Consider the following 23,438-nt stretch of genomic DNA (forward strand, 5'->3'; position numbering starts at 1 on the left):
CGCGGTCAGTAGTCCCTTTGCAGATAGACGCCGATCCCGGTCTGACCATCCGCGCCCAGGCGGCCCTTGACCGTCAGCCCCTTGCGCAGGTCGAGGTTCAGGTTGATGCGGCTCTTGCCCTCCTGGTCGACCTCGACCTCGGTGTAGACGTTCTCGGCGATGTATTTCCCGGCTTTCAGCGCTGCCGAACCGTCCTCGGCGGTGGTGACGTCCAGATCATCCAGACCGAAATTTCGGCGGAGGTTGCCGACCAGGCCCAGACCGCCGCGCCCGGCCAGAACCGCGACCGCATTGGCCAGTTGCGCCGCCTGGAGGGCCGAGATCCTGTCGAGACCCCGCCCGAACAGGAGCCGCGCCAGCACTTCCTCCTGCGGCAGGTCGGGCGAAGAGCGGAAGGTCACCGCCGGATCGTCCGCCGGCCCCTCGACAACGACCGTGCTGGTGATTCCGTCGCTTTCGCTGTCCGCCGCGATGCTGATCTGCGGGACAAGGCTGCCCTCCAGCACCAGATCGGCGCGCGACAGGGTCAGGCGGCGACCCAGGATGTCGATGCGTCCCCGGATCAGGCTGAAGCCCCCCGATGGGCGGACAGCCGCCGTGGTCCCCAGAAGCCGCAGCTCGCCGCCCAGTTCCGCGTCGATGCCGCGCCCGCGGACAAAGACGCGCGACGGTGCCGAGATCGTCACATCCAGACCGATGTCCCGGCCTGACCCCTTGACCCCGGCCGCTCCTGCCAAGGCGGCCAGCAACCCGGCCTTGCGCCGGGTATCGCGCACCGTGGCTGTGTCGCGGACGTGGCGGATGTCCAGCAGAGCGTCCGCCGAACTGAGGCCCGAGGCAGGCACCCGCACTTCGGTTTCGCCCAGTTGCAGCCTGCCCGAGATCAGCGCCCCGCCTGCCAACGGCCCGCGCAGGGCCAGAGAGCCGCTGATCCTCGTCTCGTAAAGTTCGGGATCGTAAAGCCGCAGGTTGTCCAGCGTGATCGCAAGGTCGGCGTCCCGGCCACCGTCCAGCCGGATCGGCCCGTCCACCCGCAGCCTGCCCCCCGAGGACAGGCCCGAGGTGGCCGACAGTTGCAGGCTCCCGTTGCTCAGCTGGCCGATGGCCTGCACGTCCTGCAAGGACAGGCCGAGGTCAGGATCGGCGATGCGGCCGTTCGACAGGGTGACCCGGCCCGAAAGCGACCGCAGCGCGAACGGGCCGGACAGTTGCAGGTCATAGCCGACGTTTCCCGAAACCGACCGGGGCGAGATGAACAGGTTGGCCAGCCCCGCTTCGCCCGAGCCGGTGATTCCAAGGTCGCCCCGGCGAAAATCACTCGCCACGCTGCCCTCGACCCGCGCGGCAACCTGCCCCGGCCCGCTGGCGCTCAGCGCCAGCTGATATCCGGCACCGTCCTGCACCGCCTTGCCGGTGACGGTCAGCGGACCGGACACTTCGGGGACGATCAGGCCCAGGTTGGCCAGCCGGGCGTCCAGGTCGATCGACCGGATGTCCTCTGCGATCTGGCCGGTGGCACTGGCCGTCAGCTGCGGGTTCTGCACCCGGGCCGAGCGGATCTCGACCACGCCGTCGCGCAGCCCAAGCTCAAGGTCCACCTCGCTTTGCCCCGCCAGCAGCCGATCCGCCTCGCGGTTGCCGATCCGCAGCGACTGACCCCGGCCGGTCAGCCGGATCGCGCCCGTCTCGGGCGTTCCGGTGAAGGCGCCGTCCAGCGCCACCGCGCCGCCGTAGCCCGCGCCAAGCACCGACAGGTCGTCAAGCCGGATCGTCCCGGTCAGGTCAGAACCGCCGGTGGCTATCCTGCCGCTGGCCTGCGCCGTCAGACTGTCCGCCGCGACGTCCAGTCGGCGCAGGAGGGTGCCGGTCTCGTCGCGCCGGACCGAGGCCTTCAGGGTAGACCGCCCCGCAAGCAGCCGGTCCGCCTCGGCCTGTCCGATGGCAAGCCCGGACCCCTCAAAGCTGATGTCGGCATCGAACACCCCCGACAGCCGGCTGGCCGAGCCGCTGATCTCCAGCCGCCCCGCCCCACCCAGATCGCGCCCGGCAAGCCGCGAAAAGCGGGCGAAGTCGGAGGCCTCGACCAACAGCCTGCCGCTGGTCAACAGGGCGGCGTCCAGGCCCTCGATCTGCACCGCCCCGGTTCCGGTCATCCCGGCCCCTTCAAGCCGGATGTCCGTCACCCGCAGGGCACCCGACCCTTCCTGCGCGTAGAACTTCAGGGCTGCGCTGATCTCGCGGCCAAGCGCATCGGCCAGAGCCGGGTCTGTCGGGGCAAGTCCCGTCGCCCTGGCCGTGAGCGTGCCTCCAAGGCTCTTCCCCGCCGCGCTGCGCCCGATCCGGCCCGAGCCGTTCAGCGCCAGTTGCGCGATCTTCACGTCAGCGCGGTCCAGCCCGGCGACCGACACCGACCCCGACCAGCCGTTCTCTTGTTTCTGAATCGATGTCAGCTGGAAGTCTGCCCTGGTCACGCGCGTGCCTTCGACGAAGGGCAGCGCCAGCGGCTGACCATCGGGCGCGGCCAGAGTGCCGGTGACATCGACCCGTTCCGGCAATCCGTCCGCCGCAATCTCGGCCGAGCCGGACAGTGCCAGCGACCGGGCGGACAGATCGAAATGGTCCACGACCACCCGCCCGACCGCAGTGCGCCGGGCATCAAGTTTCAGCCCCACTTCGGTGCCGAAGAAATCCACCATGTCCGGGACCAGCACGGGGGCCAGATCGCCCGCAAGCTGTGCCGCGAACCTCTGGCCATCGTCATCAGCCTTGACGGTCACAACGCCCTGCAACCGTTCGGCCCCGTCGGTCGCAAGCCGGATGTCGGCCTGAAAGTCGTCAATCGGCCCCTCGCCCACCACCTCCAGCCGCGCCGAAGGGGCCCCCGGAACCGAGAGAGCCTGCACGACCAGCCCCCCTGCGTCTTCTTCCGCGATCAGCGAAAGTTTCAGGTCGCGCGTCACGTTGGCATAGGATGCCTCCAGCCGGATATCCCCGGCAGGTCCCTCCCCGGTACGGATCAGGTCCAGCACCGCCTGCCCCTCGCCCCCCGCCAGTTGCAGCGAGGCCTCCAGCGTCCCCGTCACCTCCTGCCCCAGCACCTCCGGCGCCAGTTCGATGCGTTCCGCCGCGACCCGGTCGATATTGATCGACACCGGCAGTTCAGGCAGGCTGAAGCCCTGCGCCTCGGGCGAGGGAGTGGAGCCTTCGGCCGCCACCGGGGTCCGCGCCACGATGATTTCCTTGGCCGAAAGTTCGCTGACCTCGACGGCACCGGACAGAAGGGCGGAACGGCTCCAGTCCAGGACGACGCCGTTCAGCGTGATCCAGACGCCCTGATCGTCGGCAATCGTCAGCTGTTCGATCGTGGCCTGCGACGACAGGGCACCCGAAAAGCCCGTCACCGTCACCTGACGCCCGGCGTCGGACAGCGTGTCCTCAAGGAACGCGGTCAGATAGTCGCGGTCGTCGGTCTGCGCCCAGGCCGCGCCCGCCACGAGACATCCGGCAATGACCCAGGCGCGCCGCATCAGAAGGACTGCCCCAGGCCGACGTAGAACTGCACCCCGTCCCCGGTCGTGCCGCTGATCGGGGCGGCGACGTCGACGCGGATCGGCCCCAGCCCGGTGTCATAGCGCAGACCAAGGCCCGCCCCGGCATGAGAGTTGGCAAGGTCACCGCCGAAGCCGTCGATGCCGATGCTGCCCCAGTCCACAAAGCCCACAACCCCGATCCGGTCGCTGACCTTGGCGCGCAGCTCCAGCGATCCGGCCAGGAAATATTTGCCACCGATCAGGAACTGAGGCCCGAACCCCCGCGCCACGGCGACCCCCAGCGAGCGGTAGGGCTGACCGCGCACCGTGCCTCCACCGCCCGAGAAGAACAGGTCGCTTCGCGGCGTCTCGAGCAGCGTCGAGCCGAACACTGCCCCGGCCTGGGCCCGCGCGGCGATCACCAGGCGCCCGGGCGCCCCGAGCGAGCGATAGACCCGCCCGTCAACCGTAGCGCGCAGTCCCGACCCCGTGGTGCCGAAGCCAAGAAAGGGCTTGGCGGTCGCATCCAGGTAGAACCCCCGTGTCGGATCCTTCGCCTCGTCGCGCCTGTCCCAGGTCAGGCCCGCAGGCAGGGACATGTTGCGGAAATCGAACCGCCCCCCGGGATCGCGCCCGCGCATCGTGTCGTAGGTCAGCCCCAGCCGCGCCGTCAGCCTGTCGGAAAAGACATGGCTGAACCGCAGACCGAAGCTGAGGGCATCCAGATTGTAGTCGATCTCGTCTTCATGCGCATAGCTCAGCAGCAGCCCCGCCGTCGTGTCGGGCGACAGGGTGGCGGGGCGGTCCAGCGTCACCTCCAGCCCGTAGTCGATGCCGCTGAGGCTGGCACCGATATTGGTCATCTCGCCCTTCAGACCCAGCCGCTCTCCCCCGCCCAGCAGGTTGCGATGCAGCCATGAGGCCTGCAGCGCGACGCCGTCCAGGCTTGCGACCTCTACCCCCAGCGCATAGCGGCGGGGTTTCTGTTCGACCACGGTCGCGGTGACGCCCAGAAGGTCGGGCGCGGTGATCCGCTCGTCTTCGGTCAGCGCGACCGAGGCGAAGATGCCGGTCCGCCGCAGCCGGTTCTCCGCCCGGCGCAGTTCGGTTTCGCTGAAGGTCTCGCCTTCGGGCAGACCGGCGATCTTGCGGATACGCGCCTCGCGCATCCGTTGCTCGCCGGTGATCTCCAGCCGGCCAAATCGCAAGCGCGGGCCGGGGTCCAGCCGGATATCTGCGTCGATCCTTCGGGCGGCATGGTCGGCGACCACCTCGTCCGCCGTGACGAAGGCCTTGGCATGGCCCGCCTCGCGCCAGGCGCCGATCGCCGCATCGACCGCCGCCGTGACCGCACCGCTTTCGGCAACCGCGTCGCGCTGGAACCCCTTGGGCAGGTCGGCGCCCGGGGCCACTGGCGCCACGCGGGCCAGGCCGAAACGGAAGGGCTGGCCGGGGTCGACCTGAACCCGGATGGTCGAGATCGACCGCGGCGCCTCCAGCGCGGGAATATCGGCGGCCTCGCGCCCGTCGATCAGGATGCGGATGGCGACAGAATAGTGCCCCCTGGCATAAAGCGCGGCCAGGATGCGGGCATAGTCGGACCTCGCCGCCGCCAGCAGGTCCTGCGGATCGGTCAGCCCCTGCGCGTGCAGGGACCGCAGCATCGAGGCCTCCCCGACGGCCCTGGACAGATCCGCCGACCCGCCGGACACGACGAAATCCAGCCGGTCCAGGGCTTGGGCCTGGCTCGTTGCAAGGCTCAGCATGGCCGCAAGAACGACCATCCGGGCTCGCCTTGCACTGCGACCGGCCCTCATGAACACATACCCCTTCCGGCAACACTTCAAGGGACTATTGCAGCTTGTGCAGCACCCTTCAATGCAGGGGAAACCGATTGGGCAAGGTTGAGTTCCCGACCTTGCACGGGACGGGACGATTTCCGTCATCGGATTGTGACACCGGGCTGGCATGGCATCGCCAAACAACCGGGGACTGCCATGGACGACGCTGCCTACGACCTTGACGAAGCCTATCAGATCAACGGCCCCGACGACGCCCGCCGCATGTATGGCGACTGGGCGCCCACCTACGACGAGAGTTTTGGCGCGGCCTGGGGCTACATCGCCCCGCGCGAGATTGCGGCGATCCTGAAGGGCGAGATCGCGCCCGGGGCCGAGATCCTCGACATCGGTGCCGGCACTGGCCTCGTGGCCGAACATCTGCGCGGGCTGACCGTCGATGCGCTGGACATCACGCCCGAGATGCTGGAGATCGCCCGGCCGAAGGGCCTGTATCGCAAGCTCATGCTGGGCGATCTGACCAAGGCGCTGGACATCCCGGACGCCAGCTATGACGCGGTCATCAGCTGCGGCACCTTCACCCATGGCCATGTCGGGCCGGAATGTTTCCCGGAACTGCTCCGCATCACCCGCCCCGGTGCCGTGTTCGCCTGCGGCACCATAGGCCCGGTGCTGGATGGCGCGGGCTTCGGGTCGGAACTGGCGCGGATGGTGGCCCACGGCAGGATCAGTCCGGTCACCTGGCGTGACATTCCCATCTACGAAGGCGCGGATCATCCGCACAAGGACGACCGGGGCCTCGTGATGGTGTTCCGCAAGCTCTGAACGCCGCTCGTCAAGCCCCGCGGGCACTTCTGGCCGGACCCGCGAAAAGGGCCGACGAAGTCGATGAGCATTCTGCTTGCAGACTCGAGCCAAGGCGCCTATATCCCCATCAACAGCTGCTTCCGGGTCCAAACTGGAAGCTACCGAAAGTCACGGGCGGGCCGCTGGGTCCGCCTTTTTGTTTCTGGAATGACATGTCCGATCTGATCGCGAAAACCGCCATCGACCGCCGCTTGGCTGACATCGTTCAGCCGGTGATCGAGGGTCTGGGCTTCGAACTGATCCGCTTGCGGCTGATGGGCGGCAAGACGCGCGTGTTGCAGATCATGGCCGACCGCCCCGAGGGCGGGATCGGCGTGGACGAATGCGGCGACATCTCTACCGCCGTCTCGGCCGTGCTGGACGTGGAGGATCCACTTGAGGACAACTACATCCTTGAAGTCTCCTCACCCGGCATCGACCGGCCGCTGACCCGGCTGAAGGACTTCGAGACCTGGAAGGGCTGGGAAGCCCGGATCGAGACGACCGAGCTGATCGACGGCCGCCGCCGCTTCAAGGGCGATCTGGCCGGGGTGGAAGGGGACGAGGTTCTCATCACCATTCCCGAAAGCGGCGAGGACGTGACCATCGGGCTGAAGTTCGACTGGCTGTCCGATGCCAAGCTGATCCTGTCGGACGCGCTGATCGCGGAAATGCTGCGCCAGAAGAAGGTGGCCGAGCCCGCCGAGGGCCAGTTCGACGCGATCGAGGAAATGGACGGGGACGAGGACGACGCGCCCGCCCCCGAGACGAAACACTAGGGAGAGAAACCCATGGCAATCACCTCTGCCAACCAGCTGGAGCTTCTGCAGACCGCCGAAGCCGTGGCGCGCGAAAAGATGATCGACCCGGATCTGGTGATCCAGGCGATGGAGGACAGCCTCGCCCGCGCCGCCAAGTCGCGCTACGGCGCGGAAATGGACATCCGCGTGAAGATCGACCGCAAGACCGGCCGGGCGACCTTTACCCGCGTCCGCACCGTGGTCGAGGACGACGCTGTGGAAAACCACCACGCCCAGCTGACGGTGAAGCAGGCGAAAGCCTACCTTGCCGACCCCAAGGTCGGCGACGAGATCGTGGACGAGGTTCCGCCCGTCGATCTGGGCCGGATTGCGGCGCAGTCGGCCAAGCAGGTCATCCTGCAAAAGGTGCGCGAGGCCGAGCGCGACCGGCAATATGAAGAGTTCAAGGACCGCAAGGGCACGATCATCAACGGTGCCGTCAAGCGCGAGGAATACGGCAACATCATCGTCGACATCGGCCGCGGCGAAGGCATCCTGCGCCGGAACGAGAAGATCGGGCGCGAAGCCTACCGCATCGGCGACCGCATCCGCTGCTACATCAAGGACGTGCGCCGCGAACCTCGGGGCCCGCAGGTCTTCCTGTCGCGCACCGATCCGCAGTTCATGGCCGAGCTCTTCAAGATGGAAGTGCCGGAAATCTATGACGGCATCATCGAGATCAAGGCCGTCGCCCGCGACCCGGGCAGCCGCGCCAAGATCGCCGTGATCTCCTACGACAACTCCATCGACCCCGTCGGCGCCTGCGTCGGCATGCGCGGCAGCCGCGTTCAGGCCGTGGTGAACGAGCTGCAGGGCGAAAAGATCGACATCATCCCGTGGAACCAGGACACCGCGACCTTCCTTGTGAACGCGCTGCAACCGGCCGAGGTCTCCAAGGTCGTGTTCGACGAAGAGGCCGGGAAGATCGAGGTCGTCGTCCCCGATGAACAGCTTTCGCTTGCCATCGGTCGTCGCGGCCAGAACGTCCGCCTCGCCAGCCAGCTGACCGGCCTCGACATCGACATCCTGACCGAGGCCGAGGAATCGCAGCGCCGTCAGGCCGAATTCGCCGAACGCACCAAGCTGTTCATGGATGCGCTGGACGTCGACGAGATGATGGCCCAGCTTCTGGTCGCCGAAGGCTTCACCAATCTGGAAGAAGTCGCCTATGTCGAGCTTGACGAACTTCTGTCCATCGACGGCTTCGACGAGGACACCGCCGCAGAACTTCAGGCCCGCGCCCGCGACTATCTGGAAGCCGCCAACGCCAAGGCAATGGAAAACGCCCGTGCGCTTGGCGTCGAGGACAGCCTGGTGAACTTCGAGGGCCTGACGCCGCAGATGCTCGAGGCGCTGGCCAAGGACGGGATCAAGACCCTGGAGGACTTCGCCACCTGCGCCGACTGGGAACTGGCTGGCGGCTGGACGACCGAGAATGGTCAGCGCAAGAAGGACGAAGGGGTTCTGGAAAAGTTCGACATGTCGCTGGAAGAGGCGCAGAACCTCATCATGACCGCGCGGGTCATGCTGGGCTGGGTCGATCCGACGGAACTGGAGCAGCCCGCCGACGAGGCTGCCGACGACGAGGAGGCCGAGGCCTGATCTCAGGCCTCGGGGACACGCGTTGACGCGCGGCGGCCGGGAAAAGGAACGGATCGAGCCGGAACGCAAGTGCATTGCGACCGGGGAAAGCCAGCCGAAGGCGGGGCTGATCCGCTTTTGCGTCGGGCCTGATGGGCAGATCGTCCCGGACGTGCTAGGGAAGCTGCCGGGCCGGGGCATCTATGTCTCGGCAACCCGCGCGGCATTGGAAAAGGCTGCGAAGAAGAACCTCTTCTCTCGCGCTGCTCGCCAGCCCGTCAAGGTGCCCGAGGGGCTTGCCGATCTGGTCGAGTCTCTGGTGCTGCAACGGACCATCGACATGCTGTCGATGGCGCGCAAGGCAGGTGAGGCTGTCACCGGCTACGAGAAGGTGAAGGACTGGCTGGTCAAGGGCACGGCGGCGACGCTGATCCAGGCCAGCGACGGGTCGGAACGGGGCAAGACCAAGCTGCACGCGCCGGAGGGCGCAAAAGGCTTTATCGGCTGCCTTTCGGCTGGGGAAATCGGTTTGGCATTCGGGCGCGAACGTGCGATACACGCCGCGCTTGCCGCTGGTGGACTCAGGTCCCGTGTTGTAGAGGAAGCGGCAAAACTCGCCGGACTGCGTGGGCATCTGCCAACCCAGTCTGACGGGGATGACGGCGGCGAGACCGCCATGAAGGATACGAAGAACGCATGAGCGATACTGACGGCAAGAAACCTCTTGGCCTTGGGGGCGCCCCCCGTTCCGGACAGGTGAAGCAAAGCTTCAGCCATGGCCGGACCAAGAGCGTCGTGGTCGAAACCAAGCGCAAGCGCGTTGTGGTGCCCACTCCGGCGAAACCGGGGGCGCCAGCCGCCGGCACGACCTCGGCTGCGACCAACCTTGGCGACCCGTCGAAGCGTCCTGCCGGAATCTCGGATGCCGAGATGGAACGTCGTCTCGCCGCCCTGCGTGCCGCCAAGGCGCGCGAGGCCGAGGATGCCGCCCGCCGCGCCGCAGAGGACCGCGCCCGCGAGGAAGACCGCGCCCGCCGCCGTGAAGAGATCGAGGCGAAGGAACGCGAGGAGCGCGAGCGCGCCGAGGCGCTGCGCCTTAAGGCCGAGGAAGAGGAACGTGCCGCCAAGGCCGAGGCTGCGGCCAGGATCGCCGCTGCCGAAGCCCGCAAGGCCGAAGTTCTGGGCACCCGCGCCCGCTCGACGACGCCAGCGCCGGCTGCGACCAAGCCCGCAGAGCGCGCTGCGCCTGCCTCGCCCGCCACGGCAGAAGATGCGCGCGGCCCCGCTTCGGCCAAGCCGGGCCTTTCGCCCCGCAAGACCGACCGCGAAAAGGATGACCGTTCCGACCGCGGCGCCAAGCGCGGGGGCGAAGAAGGCCGTCGCTCGGGCAAGCTGACGCTGTCCGATGCGATCTCGGACGAAGGCGGCCGCCAGCGCAGCCTGGCCGCGATCAAGCGAAAGCAGGAAAAGGCGCGGGCCAAGGCTCTGGGTCTGGGTCACAAGGCCGAAAAGCAGGTGCGCGAGGTGCAGCTGCCGGAAACCATCGTCGTCAGCGAACTGGCCAACCGGATGGCCGAACGGGCCGCCGACGTGGTCAAGGTGCTGATGAAGATGGGCATGATGGTCACGATGAACCAGCCCATCGACGCCGACACCGCCGAGCTTGTCATCGAGGAATTCGGCCACAAGGCCGTCCGCGTCTCGGACGCCGATGTCGAACAGGTCATCGACACCGTGAAGGACCGGCCCGAGGACCTGCGCCCGCGCCCGCCGATCGTCACGATCATGGGCCATGTCGACCACGGCAAGACCTCGCTTCTGGACGCGATCCGCAAGACCAATGTCGCCACCGGCGAGGCGGGCGGGATCACCCAGCACATCGGCGCCTATCAGGTGAAGACGCCCAACGGCCAGCTGATCACCTTCCTCGACACGCCGGGCCACGCGGCCTTCACCTCCATGCGCTCGCGCGGGGCTCAGGTGACGGACATCGTGGTCCTGGTGGTCGCGGCCGATGACGCCGTGATGCCGCAGACGGTCGAGGCGATCAACCACGCCAAGGCGGCCAAGGTGCCGATGATCGTGGCGATCAACAAGATCGACAAGCACGAAGCGAATCCGACGAAGGTCCGCACCGACCTGTTGCAGCACGAGGTCGTGGTCGAAGCCATGTCCGGCGACGTGCAGGATGTGGAAGTGTCGGCCAAGACGGGCCAGGGGCTGGACGACCTCCTTGAAGCCATCGCCTTGCAGGCCGAGCTGCTGGAACTGAAGGCCAACCCGAACCGGGCGGCCTCGGGCGCGGTGATCGAGGCCAAGCTGGACGTGGGTCGCGGCCCGGTGGCGACGGTTCTGGTCCAGAACGGCACGCTGAGGAAGGGCGACATCTTCGTCGTCGGCGAACAGTGGGGCAAGGTCCGTGCGCTGATCAACGACAAGGGCGAGACGATCCCCGAGGCAGGGCCGTCGGTTCCGGTCGAGGTGCTGGGTCTGTCGGGCACGCCCTCTGCCGGCGACACGCTGAACGTGGTCGAAACCGAAGCCCAGGCGCGCGAGATCGCCGACTACCGGATCAAGACCGCCAAGGACAAGCGGGCTGCCGCCGGGGCTGCGACGACGCTGGAACAGCTGATGGCCAAGGCCAAGGCCGACCAGTCGGTCGCGGAACTGCCGATCCTGATCAAGGCCGATGTGCAAGGCTCGGCCGAGGCGATCGTCCAGGCGATGGAGAAGATCGGCAACGACGAGGTGCGCGTCCGCGTGCTGCATTCGGGCGTGGGGGCGATCACCGACACCGACGTGGCCCTGGCCGAGGCCTCGAAGGCGCCGATCATCGGCTTCAACGTCCGCGCCAACGCGACGGCGCGGGCCTCGGCCACGCAGAAGGGGGTCGAGATCCGCTATTACTCGATCATCTATGACCTGGTGGACGACATCAAGGCCGCCGCCTCGGGCCTGCTCAAGGCCGAGGTGCGCGAGACCTTCATCGGCTATGCGAAGATCCTGGAGGTCTTCAAGGTCTCGGGCGTCGGCAAGGTCGCGGGCTGTCTGGTCACCGAGGGCGTTGCCCGGCGGTCGGCTGGCGTGCGCCTGCTGCGCGACAACGTGGTGATCCACGAGGGCACGCTGAAGACGCTGAAGCGGTTCAAGGACGAGGTGAAGGAAGTCATCTCGGGCCAGGAATGCGGGATGGCCTTCGAGAACTACGAGGACATCCGGCAGGGCGATGTCATCGAGATCTTCGAGCGGGAGGAAGTCCAGCGCACGCTGGCGTGACCGGGCCGCCGCGCGCGGCGCGTTTTTCAGAGCCAATCTTTTCAAAGGGTTGGCTGTGGGCGTTCAGGAAAACTTAACGAATGCGCCGGGCCTTCGGGTTCGGCGCTTTCCGTTTGGGGCGACTTGTCGTGCGCCTTCGGCGTCAACGCGCGGCGGTCAGAGCCAGTCGCGCAGGATCGGGATCAGCGGCAGGTCGGCCGGCGGCATCGGATAATCGCGCAGGGCGTTCGGCCTGACCCAGGCCAGCTGCTGGCCTTCGGTCGCGCGCACCGTGCCCTGCCAGCGGCGGCAGGCGAACAAGGGCATCAGAAGGTGGAAGTCGTCGTAGGAATGACTCGCGAAGCTCAGCGGCGCAAGGCAGGAGGCCCAGGTGTCGATGTCGAGCTCTTCCTTCAGCTCGCGGATCAGGGCGGCTTCGGGCGTCTCGCCGGGTTCGACCTTGCCGCCGGGAAATTCCCACAGCCCTGCAAGCGACTTGCCCTCGGGCCGCTGGGCCAGAAGCACGCGACCGTCGGGGTCGATCAGGGCGACGGCAGAGACGAGGACGATCTTCATATGTGGTCCTTTGCGGACGCCCCGGGGGGTTTCACACCCCCCGGACCCCCCGTGGGATATTTGCGGACAGATGAAATCAGGAGCGGTAGTCGGCGTTGATCTCGATGTAGCGCGCGGTGAGATCGCAGGTCCAGACCGTGCGTCGGCCCTTGCCGAGGCCGAGATCGACGGCAAAGACCAGTTCCTGGCCTTGCATGTAAGCAGCGCCGTCCTCTTCCCGGTAATCGGGGTTCCGCCAGCCGTCGCGGGCGACGAGGATGTCGCCGAAGCGGATGGTCAGACGGTCGCGGTCGGCCTGGGCGCCCGACTTGCCCACGGCGGCGACGATCCGGCCCCAGTTCGGGTCCTGTCCGGCCACGGCGGTCTTGACGAGGGGCGAGTTGGCGATGGCGAAGGCGACCTTCGTGGCATCCTCATCCGAGGCCGCGCCGGTGACGCGCACCTCGACCAGCTTGGTCGCGCCCTCGCCATCGCGCACCACTTGCAACGCAAGGTCGCGCATCACGCCATGGAGCGCGGTCTCGAAGGCCTTCAGCGTCGGGCCTTTCAGGTCCGCCGCGGGGGACTGCCCGGTGGCGGCGATCAGCAGCGTGTCGGAGGTCGAGGTGTCGCTGTCCACCGTGATCGAGTTGAAGGTCGCATCCACATGGCGCGACAGCATCTTCTGGAGCTGGTTCGCCCCGATCTTCGCATCGGTGAAGATGTAGACCAGCATCGTCGCCATGTCGGGCGCGATCATGCCCGAGCCCTTGGCGATGCCGGAAATGTGGATCATGCCGCCGTCGCCCTGCACCGTGGCGGCGGCGCCTTTCGGGAAGGTGTCGGTGGTCATGATCGCCCGGGCGGCCATTTCGACCGCGTCCTCGGTCAGCCCGGCCACCAGGTCGGGCACTCTGGCGGTGATCTTCTGATACGGCAGCGGCTCGCCGATCACCCCGGTCGAGGAGGAGAAGACGCGGCTGGGCGGGATCCCCAGCGCCTCGGCCACGGCGCCGGTGACGGCGGCGACGGCCTCGTCGCCCGCCTTGCCGGTGAAGGCGTTGGAATTGCCCGAGTTCACGATGATCGCAGCCCCCGCATCGGCGGGCACCTTCATCGCCAGTTTCGCCTGACAGTCACGCACGCAGCCCGAGCGGGTCGAGGACCGGGTGAAGACCCCGGCGATGGTCGTGCCGGGCGCGAGGCGGACCAGCATCACGTCCTTGCGGTTCTGGTAGCGCACCCCGGCCTCGACCGCTGCGAACTCGGCCCCCTTGATGGCGGGGAGCGCGGGGAAGCTGGCGGGGGCCAGGGGCGAGACCGGCTTCATCGCCTTTCTCGCCGCCGCCACCGCATCGCCCACGGCCTCTTGCACCGCATCGGCCACCGGACCGGCGGCGGCGGTCAGGCTGTCCTTCAGCTTGCGGACCTTCTTCTTCAGCGCCTTCGCTTCGGCCTTCCAGTCGGTCTTTGCCATGTCCGTCCCCCGGTTCCGCGTGTCAGTCGATCAGCTCCGCTTTCTTCAGAAGCGCGGGATCCAGTGCCTCGCCTTCGCGAGTGACGGTTGCGCCCTTGGTCAGTTCCTCGACCCTGGCACTGATCGCCTTGTTTTCCACCTCGGCGGCCAGTTCATCCCGCATCTGGTCCAGCGTCGGCTTTTCGGCAACGCGGGTTTCCTTGACCAGGATCAGGTGCCAGCCGAATTCGCTTTGCACCGGACCCGTGACTTCGCCGACCTTGGCGGCAACGACCGCATCCTCGAACGGCTTGACCATCATGCCAAGACCGAACCAGCCCAGGTTGCCGCCATTGGCACCCGAGCCGGTATCGGTGGACTTGGCCTTGGCCAGTTCGGCGAAATCGGCGCCGGCATCGAGTTCGGCCTTGATCGCCTTGGCCTCTTCCTCGGTTTCCACAAGGATATGGGCCGCATTGTATTCGGTCTGCGGCTTGGCGTCCTTGAAGCGGGCGTCATAGGCCGCTTGCAGGGCAGCGTCGGTCACCGCCTCCTTGACGATGCCGTCGATCGCGATGCCCGAGACGAGGCCGCGCCGGTCGTTCTCGATCGTGGCCTTGGCGCGGGGGGTGAGGTCCTTGACCGACTGGGCCAGGACTTCCTGCTGGATCAGCTGTTCGTAGATGCCCTTGAACAGCACATCGTCGGGCAGTTGCTGGTATTCGGGCGGCAGGGATTCACGCAGCGCGATCATGTGGCCGAGCGTGATCTTCGTGCCGTTCACCGTGGCGACCACGGTGTCGGCGGTTTCGCCTTCGGCAAGGGCGGGGCCTGCAAGCGCGGCCGTCAGCGCCAGAACCGGCCAGAAGCCTGAACGTTTCGTCATTTTCACCATCTCCTGATCCGGGCGACGGGCCGCCCAAGTTGACTATCCCGGCCTTCCCCCTTACATCGCGACAGTCGCGTGGAGCGGGGCCGACCGGTCATGCTCTGGCCCTTCTAGGGAAGGTGTCGGGGCCGGGCAAGCCCAAGGGACACACGATGCTGTCAGAAGCCGCCCCTCGGGAGATGAAATGCTGGGACTTGGATCGCTCGCGCGGAAGATGTTCGGGACACCGAACGACCGCAAGGTAAAGTCCGTCCGCCCCGTGGTGGCGCAGATCAACGCGCTGGAGCCGGAGTTCCAGGCGCTGAGCGATGAGGGGATCATTGCCAGGACGCGCGCGTTCCAGAAGCGGGTGCAGGAAGACGGCGAAAGCCTGGATGCGATCCTGCCGGAAGCCTTTGCCAACTGCCGCGAGGCGGCGCGGCGGGCGCTGGGGCTGCGGGCCTTCGATGTGCAGCTGAAGGGCGCGATCTTCCTGCACCAGGGCAACATCAGCGAGATGAAGACCGGCGAGGGCAAGACGCTGGTCGCGGCCTTCGCGGCCTATCTGAATGCCCTGACCGGCCGGGGCGTGCATGTCGTCACGGTAAACGACTACCTGGCAAAGCGCGACGCGGAATGGATGGGCAAGGTCTATGCCCAGCTGGGGATGACGACGGGGGTCGTCTATTCGCACCAGCCCGACGACGAGAAGAAGGCCGCCTACAAGGCCGACATCACCTATGCGACCAACAACGAGCTGGGCTTCGACTACCTGCGCGACAACATGAAATCCTCGCTGGAGGACATGGCGCAGCGCGGGCATTACTATGCCATCGTCGACGAGGTGGACAGCATCCTGATCGACGAGGCGCGGACGCCGCTGATCATCTCGGGGCCGAGCCAGGACCGCAGTCCGCTGTATCAGGCGGTCGACAAGGTCATTCCGCACCTTCAGCCGGAACACTATGCGGTGGACGAAAAGACCCGCGGCGTGACCCTGACGGAAGAGGGCAACGACGTCATCGAGGACCTGTTGCGCCAGGCGGGGATCCTGCCCGAGAGGCAGAGCCTCTATGCGGCCGAAAGCACCAGCATCGTCCATCACGTCAACCAGGCGCTGCGGGCGCACAAGCTGTTCCACAAGGACCAGCAATATGTGGTGATGAACGGCGAGGTGTTGCTGATCGACGAATTCACCGGCCGGATGATGAAGGGCCGGCGCCTGTCGGACGGGCTGCACCAGGCCATCGAGGCCAAGGAAGGCGTCAGGATCCAGCCCGAGAACGTCACCTATGCCAGCGTCACCTTCCAGAACTATTTCCGGCTTTATGAAAAGCTGGGCGGCATGACCGGCACCGCCGCGACCGAGGCCGAGGAATTCCGCGAGATCTACGGGCTTGGCGTGGTCGAGGTGCCGACGAACCGCCCCGTGGCCCGGATCGACGAAAACGACCAGGTCTTCCGCACCGCGCGCGAGAAATACGATGGCATCCTGAAGGCCATCAAGGAAGCGCACGAGAAACGCCAGCCGATCCTGGTCGGCACCACCTCGATCGAGAAGTCGGAACAGCTTTCGGCGATGTTGAAGAAGGAGGGCATCCCGCACAACGTGCTGAACGCCCGCCAGCATGAACAGGAAGCGAAGATCGTCGCCGACGCGGGCAAGCTGGGCGCGGTGACGATTGCCACGAACATGGCCGGCCGCGGCACCGACATCAAGCTGGGCGGCAATGTCGAGTTCAAGATCATGGAGGCCATCGCCGCCGATCCGCATGGCGACCACGTCGCCATCCGCGCCCGGATCGAGGCCGAACACAAGGACGAGGAAGAGGCGGTCAAGCAGGCCGGGGGTCTGTTCGTCCTGGGCACCGAACGCCATGAAAGCCGCCGGATCGACAACCAGCTGCGCGGCCGTTCGGGACGTCAGGGCGACCCTGGCCGGTCGGCCTTCTTCCTGAGCCTCGAAGACGACCTGATGCGCATCTTCGGCTCGGAACGGCTGGACAAGATCCTGTCGACGCTGGGCATGTCGGAAGGCGAATCCATCGTCCACCCCTGGGTGAACAAGTCGCTGGAAAAGGCGCAGGCCAAGGTCGAGGCGCGCAACTTCGACATCCGCAAGCAGCTTTTGAAGTTCGACGACGTGATGAACGACCAGCGCAAGGCGATCTTCAGCCAGCGGATGGAGATCATGCAGGCCGACCACGTCGCCGATGTGGCCGCCGACATGCGTCATCAGGTGATCGAGGACCTCGTCAATCTGAACATGCCGCCCAAGTCCTACCCGGACGCCTGGGATACCGAAGGCCTGGCCGCGGCCTGCCGCGAGATGCTGAACCTTGATCTGCCCATCGCCGACTGGGCCGCCGAGGAAGGCGTCGATCAGGCCGTGGTGCGCGATCGGATCATCGAAGCCTCTGACAGGATGATGGCCGAAAAGACCGAGGCCTTCGGGGTCAGCACGATGCAGAGCATCGAGAAGCAGGTCCTGTTGCAGGCCATCGACAGCAAGTGGCGCGAACATCTGATGCGGCTTGAGCATCTGCGATCGGTCGTCAACTTCCGCGGCTACGCGCAGCGCGACCCGCTGAACGAATACAAGACCGAGGCCTTCCAGTTGTTCGAGGGACTGCTGAATTCGCTGCGCGAGCAGACGACGCAGCAGTTGTCGCGCATCCGTCCCGTGACGAAGGAAGAGCAGGAAGCGATGATGCGGCAGATGCTGGCCGCGCAGCAGGCTGCCGAGGGACAGGACAGCCCAGCCCAGCCCGCCGCGGCCCCGCCCGCGGGGGTGAAGCTGGTCGCAATCCCGATGGGGGCAGCGGCTGGCACGCAGCGCGCGGGCTTTGACGAGGCCGATCCGTCCACCTGGGGCAATCCCGGTCGCAATGACCCCTGCCCCTGCGGCTCGGGCGAGAAGTTCAAGCACTGTCACGGCCGTCTCGCCTGACCGGTAACGGATCGGCCAAGACTCAGGCGCCGCGTCGATGGACGCGGCGCTTCTGTGTCTTTTTCCAAGCAGATCCTTAGCCTACCCCATTAATGCCATTTCTCCGCCCCGATTGACCTCTAGGCGTAAACGGTGCGATTCTCGTGCCGGGGCACTGCCATGCTTTGGGGTAAAAAGGTTCTGCGGATAACCGCCGCTGTCGCGGTCGCTTTTGCGGCGGCGCACACGGCCGAGACCCAGAAGGGGCACTCTGCCCCGCCATCCCTGGTGGTTGCCGCAACCGAACGCGCCGACGCGGGCGCCTCGACCGTTGTCTTGGCGGGCGCGGAAGCGGTGCCGCGATCCGCCTCTCTGACCGGACCATCGGCAAGCAGGCTGGGCGAGCTTGTCAGCATCACTCCGGTTGCCGGGACAACGGCAGCCTCGGGCGCGGAGCATTGCCGCCCGCAGATGGACCTGTCGGCGGCCTCGGGTGCGATGATCCTGTTGTCGATGAGTGCGCCGTGCAATCGGAACGAACGGATCATTATCCGCCATTCCGGCCTGTCCTTTACCGCCCGGACCGAGCCGAACGGCAGCCTCCGGGTTCTGCTTCCGGCGCTGAAGCCCGAAGCGATGGTGGCGGTCTACCTCGCGGACGCGCATCTGGTTCTGGGGAAGGTCGAGGTCCCCGAGGCGGCGTCCTATGCGCGTTATGCGGTGTCCTGGGAATGGCCGGCCGAGCTGGAACTGCGGGCCAGTGACGGCGACAGGCTTCTGGTGGGCACGCCCGCATCCCTGGGCGCGCAGGCACAGCGGATCATCTCGCTGGGCACGAAGGATGTGCAGGCTCCGGTGATGGCGCATGTCTATTCGGTCCCGGGCAGCGACCTGGGATCGGCCGACCTGACCGGAGAGTTGCGGATCACTCCGGCCTCTTGCGGCAGGACCCTGCGGCTGGACACGGTCTATGCCGCCGGGGGCGAGGTTTCGATGCGGGAACAGGAGGTCGCCGTTCCGCTGTGCGGCACGGCGGGCGACATTCTGCTGTTGAAGAATCTTGGCGCAGACCTGAAACTCTCTGCCCCGAAGTAAGGTGCGGATTGGCAGTCGATGGGTGTGAAGGCAGGGCTGGCGGCGCTGTGCGTTGCGGCGTTCGTGAGTGTCCCTGCTGCCGCGCAGGATGTGACCCTGGTCGCCCGCGAAGGCGGCATCGTGCTGACGGGGACGTTGCAGGGCTATGACGGCGAATTCTACCGGATCGACACCAGCTATGGCCTGCTGACCGTCGATGGTCAGGGCGTGATCTGCGAGGGTCCGGCCTGCCCGGAACTGGTCGCGCCCAAGGCGGTGATCCGGGTGGTGGGCGCGCCGGATGCGGCGGCGCTGGTGCCCGCGCTGGTGCAGGCCTTTGCCGGGTCGCGTGGCCTGATCCACGAAGCCGCCCAGGGCGAGACCTATGCCGCGCGCATCCTTGACCCCACCACGCGCAAGGTCCTGGCCGAGGTCTCGTTCACGCCGATGGGCCCCGAGGCTGCAACGGCTGCGGTCCTGTCCGGGGCGGCAGAGCTGAAGCTGTCCTTCCGCGCGGAACCGGGGCTTGGTGCGCATTCCGTGGCGATGGAGGGGATGGTGGTGCTGGTCGCGCCGGACAACCCGACGCCGGAAATCTCGACCGTCGATCTGGCCCGGGTGCTGGCGGGAGAGGTCGAGAACTGGGCCGAGATCGGCGGGCCGGACATGCCGCTGGTCGTCCATGCGCTGTCGCCGGACACCGACCTGCAAAAGGCCCTGGCCGACCGGCTGGGCCAGACAGCGGCGGCGGATGTGGTGCATCCCGACCTGGCCAGCCTGGCCGAGGCGGTGGCCAGGGACCCCTGGGCCATCGCGCTGAGCGGGCGGTCGGCCATCGTTCCCGCGCGCAGATTGCCGCTGACCGACAGCTGCGGCTTTCCGCTGTTGCCGACGACGCTGGCGATCAAGGCGGGGGATTACCCGCTGGCGCTGCCGGTGTCGCTCTTGTCGGCCAAGCGCCGCCTGCCCTTGCTGGCGCGCGAGTTCATCGGTTTCCTGCGCAGTCCGGCTTCGGGCGAGGCGGTGGCGGCGGCGGGGTTCATCGACCGCTCGGTGACGCGCCAGCCGATGACGGCAGACGGGCTGCGGCTGATCAACGCGATCCAGGGCGCGGGCGAGGATGTGACGCTGGAGGACCTGAAACGGCTGGCGGGGATCATGGACGGGGCCGACCGGCTGTCCTTCACCTTCCGGTTCGAGGATGGCTCGTCCACGCTGGATGCGGTGTCGCAGGACAGTCTGGCCGACCTCGCGCAGCTGATCGCGGCGGGGCAGTTCCGCAACCAGAAGCTGGTGCTTGCCGGGTTCTCGGACGGGTCGGGCGCGGCCGAGGCCAACCTGGCGCTGTCGGTGGAACGCGCGGCCAAGGTGGCGCAGGAACTGGCGGTCATCGCCCCCGACCTGTCGCCCGCGCAGATGCCGGTGGTCGAGGGCTTTGGCGAGGCCTTGCCGATGGCCTGCGACGAAACCGCCATCGGCCGCCAGCTGAACCGCCGGGTCGAGCTGTGGGTGGTGCCGGACTTTGCGCCGCCCGGGACCCCGCCCCTTGTCGCGCCCACGCCTTAGGCCAGGTAGTCGGCCAGAGTCTGTCGGGTGCCAACAGCCCAGAGCCGGTTCAGCTGCCGCTCGAAGGCCGCGGCAAACCGGGCGTCCTGCCCCAGATCGCCATAGACCGCCGTCATCTCCAGCCAGGCCGCCGGACGCGCCTTTGCGGCCTTCGACCGGGCGACCAGCGCGTCCCAGTCGGGATCGTTCGGCGGGATCGGCGTGCCGCTGTCGGTTTCGCCGTAACAGTAGCGGCACCACATCGCGCTGACCAAGGCCAGCCCCTCGACCGACCCGCCCGCCGCGAGCGCGTCACGGATCGAGGGGACGATGAACTTCGGCTGACGGTTGGACCCGTCCAGGCAGAGGCGGCGTTCGGTGTCGGCGACCTCCGGGTTGCTGAACCGTTCCACGATCAGGCGGTAGTAGTCGCCGAGGTTGGTGTCCGGGACGGGCGGGATGTAGGGGATGATCTCGTTCACCTCGACCTTGTCCAGAAGGCCCCGGATCAGCGGGTTCGCCATCGCCTCGTGGACATATTCGATGTCCATCAGGCCCCCCGGATAGGCGATGGTCGCATGGCCGCCGTTCAGGATGCGGATCTTCATCAGCTCGAAATTGTGGACATGCGGGGTGAGGGTTACGCCGACCTTCTCCCACGCCGGGCGGCCGGCGGGGAAGTTGTCCTCCAGCACCCATTGCCGGAACGGCTCGCAGGTGACGGGCGCGGGGTCGTCGGCCAGCCCGAAGGCCGCCGCCATCGCCCTTTCGCGCGGGCCGGTGGCCGGGGTGATCCGGTCCACCATGCCGTTCGGGAAGGCGACGTTCGACGCGATCCAGTCGGCGAAGGCGGGATCGGACAGCCGCGCAAGGCCCGTCACCGCGTCGCGCGTCACATGGCCGTTGCCGGGAAGGTTGTCGCAACTCATCACCGTGAACGGCATCACTCCCGCCGCCTTGCGCGCCTTCAGGGCCGCGATGATCGCGCCGAAGGCCGTGCGGTGCGGGTTGGCGGCATCCGCGACGATCTCGGGGTTGGTCGGGTCGAAGGCGCCGGTTGCCGGGTTGATGAAATAGCCGCCCTCGGTGACGGTCAGGCTGACGATGCGGATCCCGGGGCGGGACATGGCCGCGATGAGCGCCGCGTTGTCGGGTTCCACCGGCAGGAAGTCGATCATCGCCCCCACCCGCCGCGCGGATTTGCCCCTGGGATCCAGCTCGATCACCGTGGACAGGCAATCCTGCGCCTTCAGCGCCTCGCGCATCCGCGCATCGCCCTCGCGCACCCCGGCGCCCAGGATCGCCCAGTCGTGGTTCAGACCCTTGTTGAACAGGTCGTCCAGATAGACGGCCATATGCGCCCGGTGAAAGTTTCCGAGGCCGATATGGACGATCCCCGGGGTCAGCTTCGAACGGTCGTAGGCGGGAAGTTGCACGGTCATCGGTCAGCTCATCCAGTTGCCGCCATCGACGTTCAGCGTCTGGGCGACGATGTAATCGGCCTCGGCCGAGGCGAGGAAAACGGCCGCGCCCGTCATGTCCTCGGGGCGGCCCATGCGCCCGTAGGGCACCGCCGCGCCCACCTCGCGCTTCTTCTGGCCGAGGGGCTTGTTCTCGTATTTGGCAAACAGCGCATCGACCTGATCCCACATCGGCGTGTCCACCACGCCCGGCGCGATGCCGTTCACGTTGATCCCGTGCCTGATGAGGTCGAGGCCGGCGGATTGCGTCAGGCTGATGACCGCAGCCTTCGAGGCGCAATAGACCGCCACCAGCGCCTCACCGCGCCGCCCGGCCTGCGACGCCATGTTGATGATCTTGCCGCCGCGACCTTGCGCAATCATCAGCCGGGCCACCGCCTGCAAGGGAAACAGGGTCCCCGCGACGTTCACGGCGAAGATGCGGTCATAGCTTTCGCGTGTGATCTCCACGATGGGGGCGAGGTCGAACACGGCGGCGTTGTTGAGAAGGATGTCGATGCCCCCGCCCCAATCCGCCGCCGCCTTTACGCCCGCGTCGATCGAGGCCTGATCGGTCACGTCCATCGTGAGGCCGATGGTGCGGTCGCCCAGCCGCGCCGCCGCCTCTTGCGCGCCGGTCAGGTCGGCAATCGCCACCTTTGCGCCTTCGCGCAGATAGGCCTCGACGAAGGCCAGTCCGATGCCCCGCGCGCCCCCGGTGATGAGGGCGGTCTTGCCTGCAAGTCTCATAGTGCCAGTCCATTCTTGTCAAAGCGGTGGATCTTTCCGGCCGGGGCCAGCCGGATGCGGTCGCCGTGGCGGGCGTGAACCTCTCCCGGCGCGCGGACGGTCAGAGGGCCGATGCCCTCGACCGCGACCTTCAGGAAGCTGTCCGAGCCGAGGTGTTCCGACAGGCCGACGACCCCCTCCCACGGGCCCTCGCCCACGGCGATATGCTCGGGCCGGATGCCGATGGTGTGGGCGTCGTGCTTCGCGGCCTCGGCGCCTTCGATGAAATTCATGCGCGGCGAGCCGATGAAGCCCGCGACGAAGAGGTTCTTCGGGTGGTTGTAAAGCTCCAGCGGCGCGCCGACCTGTTCGATGCGGCCGGCGTTCAGGACGACGATCTTGTCGGCCATGGTCATGGCTTCGACCTGGTCGTGGGTGACGTAGATCATCGTGGTTTTCAGGCTCTGGTGCAGTTCGCTGATCTCCTGCCGCATGCCGACCCGCAGGGCGGCGTCGAGGTTCGACAGCGGTTCGTCGAACAGGAAGGCCGCGGGTTCGCGCACGATGGCCCGCCCGATGGCGACGCGCTGGCGCTGGCCGCCGGACAGCTGGCCGGGGCGGCGGTCAAGGTAGTTGGTCAGGTTCAGCACCTTGGCGGCGCGTTCGACGCGGGCGTCCTGTTCGGCCTTGTCCATCCCGGCCATCTTCAGCGGGAAGGCAATGTTCTTGCGCACCGTCATGTGGGGGTAAAGCGCGTAGGACTGGAACACCATGGCGAGGCCCCGCCTTGCTGGCGGCAGGTTGGTGGCATCCCTGCCGTCGATCTCGATGCTGCCCGAGGTGGTATCCTCCAGCCCCGCGATCAGCCGCAGGAGCGTGGACTTGCCGCAGCCGGACGGGCCGACGAAGACGACGAATTCTCCGTCCTCGATGGTCAGGTCGATGCCGGGGATGACGTCCACCTCGCCGAAGGACTTGCGCACCCTGGTCAGTTGGATCTTGCCCATGTTA

The 23,438-nt window shown here is 67.2% G+C and carries 16 protein-coding genes; 8 read left to right on the forward strand and 8 right to left on the reverse strand.

Annotated features, from left to right (window positions below; genetic code table 11):
• Window positions 1-5: 5 nt before the first annotated feature.
• Together D5084_RS06035 and D5084_RS06040 are read right to left on the reverse strand one after the other, a co-directional pair.
• Window positions 6-3,527 carry a translocation/assembly module TamB domain-containing protein gene (locus D5084_RS06035; protein ID WP_128514612.1) on the reverse strand — a complete coding sequence of 1,174 codons (3,522 nt, stop codon included), beginning with the start codon at window positions 3,525-3,527 and terminating at the stop codon, window positions 6-8.
• A complete protein-coding gene (locus D5084_RS06040) occupies window positions 3,527-5,314 on the reverse strand; it encodes an autotransporter assembly complex protein TamA (protein WP_238382541.1) in 1,788 nt (595 codons plus the stop codon). Before D5084_RS06040 ends, D5084_RS06035 begins: the two co-directional genes overlap by 1 nt.
• Window positions 5,315-5,527: 213 nt before the next feature.
• Between D5084_RS06040 and D5084_RS06045 the strand changes: the two genes are divergently transcribed.
• The 5 genes from D5084_RS06045 to infB all read left to right on the forward strand — a co-directional run bounded on the left by D5084_RS06045 (window position 5,528) and on the right by infB (window position 11,832).
• Window positions 5,528-6,154: a class I SAM-dependent DNA methyltransferase gene (locus D5084_RS06045; RefSeq protein WP_128514614.1), complete on the forward strand. Its 627-nt coding sequence runs from the start codon at window positions 5,528-5,530 to the stop codon at window positions 6,152-6,154.
• A gap of 194 nt (window positions 6,155-6,348) precedes the next feature.
• Window positions 6,349-6,954 carry a ribosome maturation factor RimP gene (rimP, locus tag D5084_RS06050; RefSeq protein ID WP_128514615.1) on the forward strand — a complete coding sequence of 202 codons (606 nt, stop codon included), beginning with the start codon at window positions 6,349-6,351 and terminating at the stop codon, window positions 6,952-6,954.
• 12 nt (window positions 6,955-6,966) lie between these two features.
• Window positions 6,967-8,577, forward strand: coding sequence for a transcription termination factor NusA (nusA, locus tag D5084_RS06055; RefSeq protein ID WP_128514616.1), 1,611 nt, complete (start codon window positions 6,967-6,969; stop codon window positions 8,575-8,577).
• A 22-nt stretch (window positions 8,578-8,599) separates the two neighbouring features.
• Window positions 8,600-9,256, forward strand: a complete 657-nt coding sequence (locus tag D5084_RS06060) for an RNA-binding protein (protein ID WP_128514617.1) — start codon at window positions 8,600-8,602, stop codon at window positions 9,254-9,256.
• Window positions 9,253-11,832, forward strand: a complete 2,580-nt coding sequence (gene infB, locus D5084_RS06065; protein ID WP_128514618.1) for a translation initiation factor IF-2 — start codon at window positions 9,253-9,255, stop codon at window positions 11,830-11,832. Before D5084_RS06060 ends, infB begins: the two co-directional genes overlap by 4 nt.
• Before the next feature lie 156 nt (window positions 11,833-11,988).
• On the opposite strand, the gene D5084_RS06070 is transcribed toward infB, so the two are convergent.
• The 3 genes from D5084_RS06070 to D5084_RS06080 all read right to left on the reverse strand — a co-directional run bounded on the left by D5084_RS06070 (window position 11,989) and on the right by D5084_RS06080 (window position 14,708).
• A complete protein-coding gene (locus tag D5084_RS06070) occupies window positions 11,989-12,387 on the reverse strand; it encodes a (deoxy)nucleoside triphosphate pyrophosphohydrolase (RefSeq protein WP_128514619.1) in 399 nt (132 codons plus the stop codon).
• A 76-nt stretch (window positions 12,388-12,463) separates the two neighbouring features.
• Complete coding sequence (gene argJ, locus D5084_RS06075) at window positions 12,464-13,696, reverse strand: bifunctional glutamate N-acetyltransferase/amino-acid acetyltransferase ArgJ (RefSeq protein WP_435532665.1); 1,233 nt, start codon at window positions 13,694-13,696, stop codon at window positions 12,464-12,466.
• Between the two features lie 169 nt (window positions 13,697-13,865).
• Entirely contained in the window at window positions 13,866-14,708 is an 843-nt protein-coding gene (locus tag D5084_RS06080) for a peptidylprolyl isomerase (RefSeq protein ID WP_128514621.1), read from the reverse strand.
• Window positions 14,709-14,895: 187 nt separating this feature from the next.
• On the opposite strand from D5084_RS06080, the gene secA reads away from it, so the two are divergent.
• The 3 genes from secA to D5084_RS06095 all read left to right on the forward strand — a co-directional run bounded on the left by secA (window position 14,896) and on the right by D5084_RS06095 (window position 20,259).
• Window positions 14,896-17,640 carry a preprotein translocase subunit SecA gene (gene secA / locus D5084_RS06085; protein WP_128514622.1) on the forward strand — a complete coding sequence of 915 codons (2,745 nt, stop codon included), beginning with the start codon at window positions 14,896-14,898 and terminating at the stop codon, window positions 17,638-17,640.
• Between the two features lie 267 nt (window positions 17,641-17,907).
• Window positions 17,908-18,714: a hypothetical protein gene (locus D5084_RS06090; protein WP_128514623.1), complete on the forward strand. Its 807-nt coding sequence runs from the start codon at window positions 17,908-17,910 to the stop codon at window positions 18,712-18,714.
• Window positions 18,715-18,732: 18 nt separating this feature from the next.
• The gene (locus D5084_RS06095; RefSeq protein WP_128514624.1) at window positions 18,733-20,259 is read left to right on the forward strand and encodes a phosphate ABC transporter substrate-binding/OmpA family protein; all 1,527 of its coding nucleotides are present in this window, start codon (window positions 18,733-18,735) and stop codon (window positions 20,257-20,259) included.
• On the opposite strand, the gene D5084_RS06100 is transcribed toward D5084_RS06095, so the two are convergent.
• The 3 genes from D5084_RS06100 to D5084_RS06110 are packed head-to-tail and all read right to left on the reverse strand — an operon-like array spanning window position 20,256 to window position 23,434.
• On the reverse strand, window positions 20,256-21,680 hold the full coding sequence (locus D5084_RS06100) for a mannitol dehydrogenase family protein (protein WP_128514625.1): 1,425 nt from the start codon (window positions 21,678-21,680) through the stop codon (window positions 20,256-20,258). The genes D5084_RS06095 and D5084_RS06100 overlap by 4 nt on opposite strands.
• 3 nt (window positions 21,681-21,683) lie before the next feature.
• Window positions 21,684-22,448 carry an L-iditol 2-dehydrogenase gene (locus D5084_RS06105; protein WP_128514626.1) on the reverse strand — a complete coding sequence of 255 codons (765 nt, stop codon included), beginning with the start codon at window positions 22,446-22,448 and terminating at the stop codon, window positions 21,684-21,686.
• Window positions 22,445-23,434 (reverse strand): ABC transporter ATP-binding protein, encoded by a 990-nt coding sequence (locus tag D5084_RS06110; protein WP_128514627.1) that lies wholly within the window; start codon window positions 23,432-23,434, stop codon window positions 22,445-22,447. Before D5084_RS06110 ends, D5084_RS06105 begins: the two co-directional genes overlap by 4 nt.
• Between the last annotated feature and the right edge of the window lie 4 nt (window positions 23,435-23,438).

It is taken from the genome of Tabrizicola thermarum (assembly GCF_003574395.1).
Classification (GTDB): domain Bacteria; phylum Pseudomonadota; class Alphaproteobacteria; order Rhodobacterales; family Rhodobacteraceae; genus Tabrizicola; species Tabrizicola thermarum.

Coding starts and splice junctions, on each gene's coding strand:
- D5084_RS06035 (WP_128514612.1), bottom strand. CDS start 3,527: ATGCGGCGCGCCTGGGTCATTGCCGGATGTCTCGTGGCGGGCGCGGCC.
- D5084_RS06040 (WP_238382541.1), bottom strand. CDS start 5,314: ATGGTCGTTCTTGCGGCCATGCTGAGCCTTGCAACGAGCCAGGCCCAA.
- D5084_RS06045 (WP_128514614.1), top strand. CDS start 5,528: ATGGACGACGCTGCCTACGACCTTGACGAAGCCTATCAGATCAACGGC.
- rimP (WP_128514615.1), top strand. CDS start 6,349: ATGTCCGATCTGATCGCGAAAACCGCCATCGACCGCCGCTTGGCTGAC.
- nusA (WP_128514616.1), top strand. CDS start 6,967: ATGGCAATCACCTCTGCCAACCAGCTGGAGCTTCTGCAGACCGCCGAA.
- infB (WP_128514618.1), top strand. CDS start 9,253: ATGAGCGATACTGACGGCAAGAAACCTCTTGGCCTTGGGGGCGCCCCC.
- D5084_RS06070 (WP_128514619.1), bottom strand. CDS start 12,387: ATGAAGATCGTCCTCGTCTCTGCCGTCGCCCTGATCGACCCCGACGGT.
- argJ (WP_435532665.1), bottom strand. CDS start 13,696: ATGAAGCCGGTCTCGCCCCTGGCCCCCGCCAGCTTCCCCGCGCTCCCC.
- D5084_RS06080 (WP_128514621.1), bottom strand. CDS start 14,708: ATGACGAAACGTTCAGGCTTCTGGCCGGTTCTGGCGCTGACGGCCGCG.
- secA (WP_128514622.1), top strand. CDS start 14,896: ATGCTGGGACTTGGATCGCTCGCGCGGAAGATGTTCGGGACACCGAAC.
- D5084_RS06095 (WP_128514624.1), top strand. CDS start 18,733: ATGGGTGTGAAGGCAGGGCTGGCGGCGCTGTGCGTTGCGGCGTTCGTG.
- D5084_RS06100 (WP_128514625.1), bottom strand. CDS start 21,680: ATGACCGTGCAACTTCCCGCCTACGACCGTTCGAAGCTGACCCCGGGG.
- D5084_RS06105 (WP_128514626.1), bottom strand. CDS start 22,448: ATGAGACTTGCAGGCAAGACCGCCCTCATCACCGGGGGCGCGCGGGGC.
- D5084_RS06110 (WP_128514627.1), bottom strand. CDS start 23,434: ATGGGCAAGATCCAACTGACCAGGGTGCGCAAGTCCTTCGGCGAGGTG.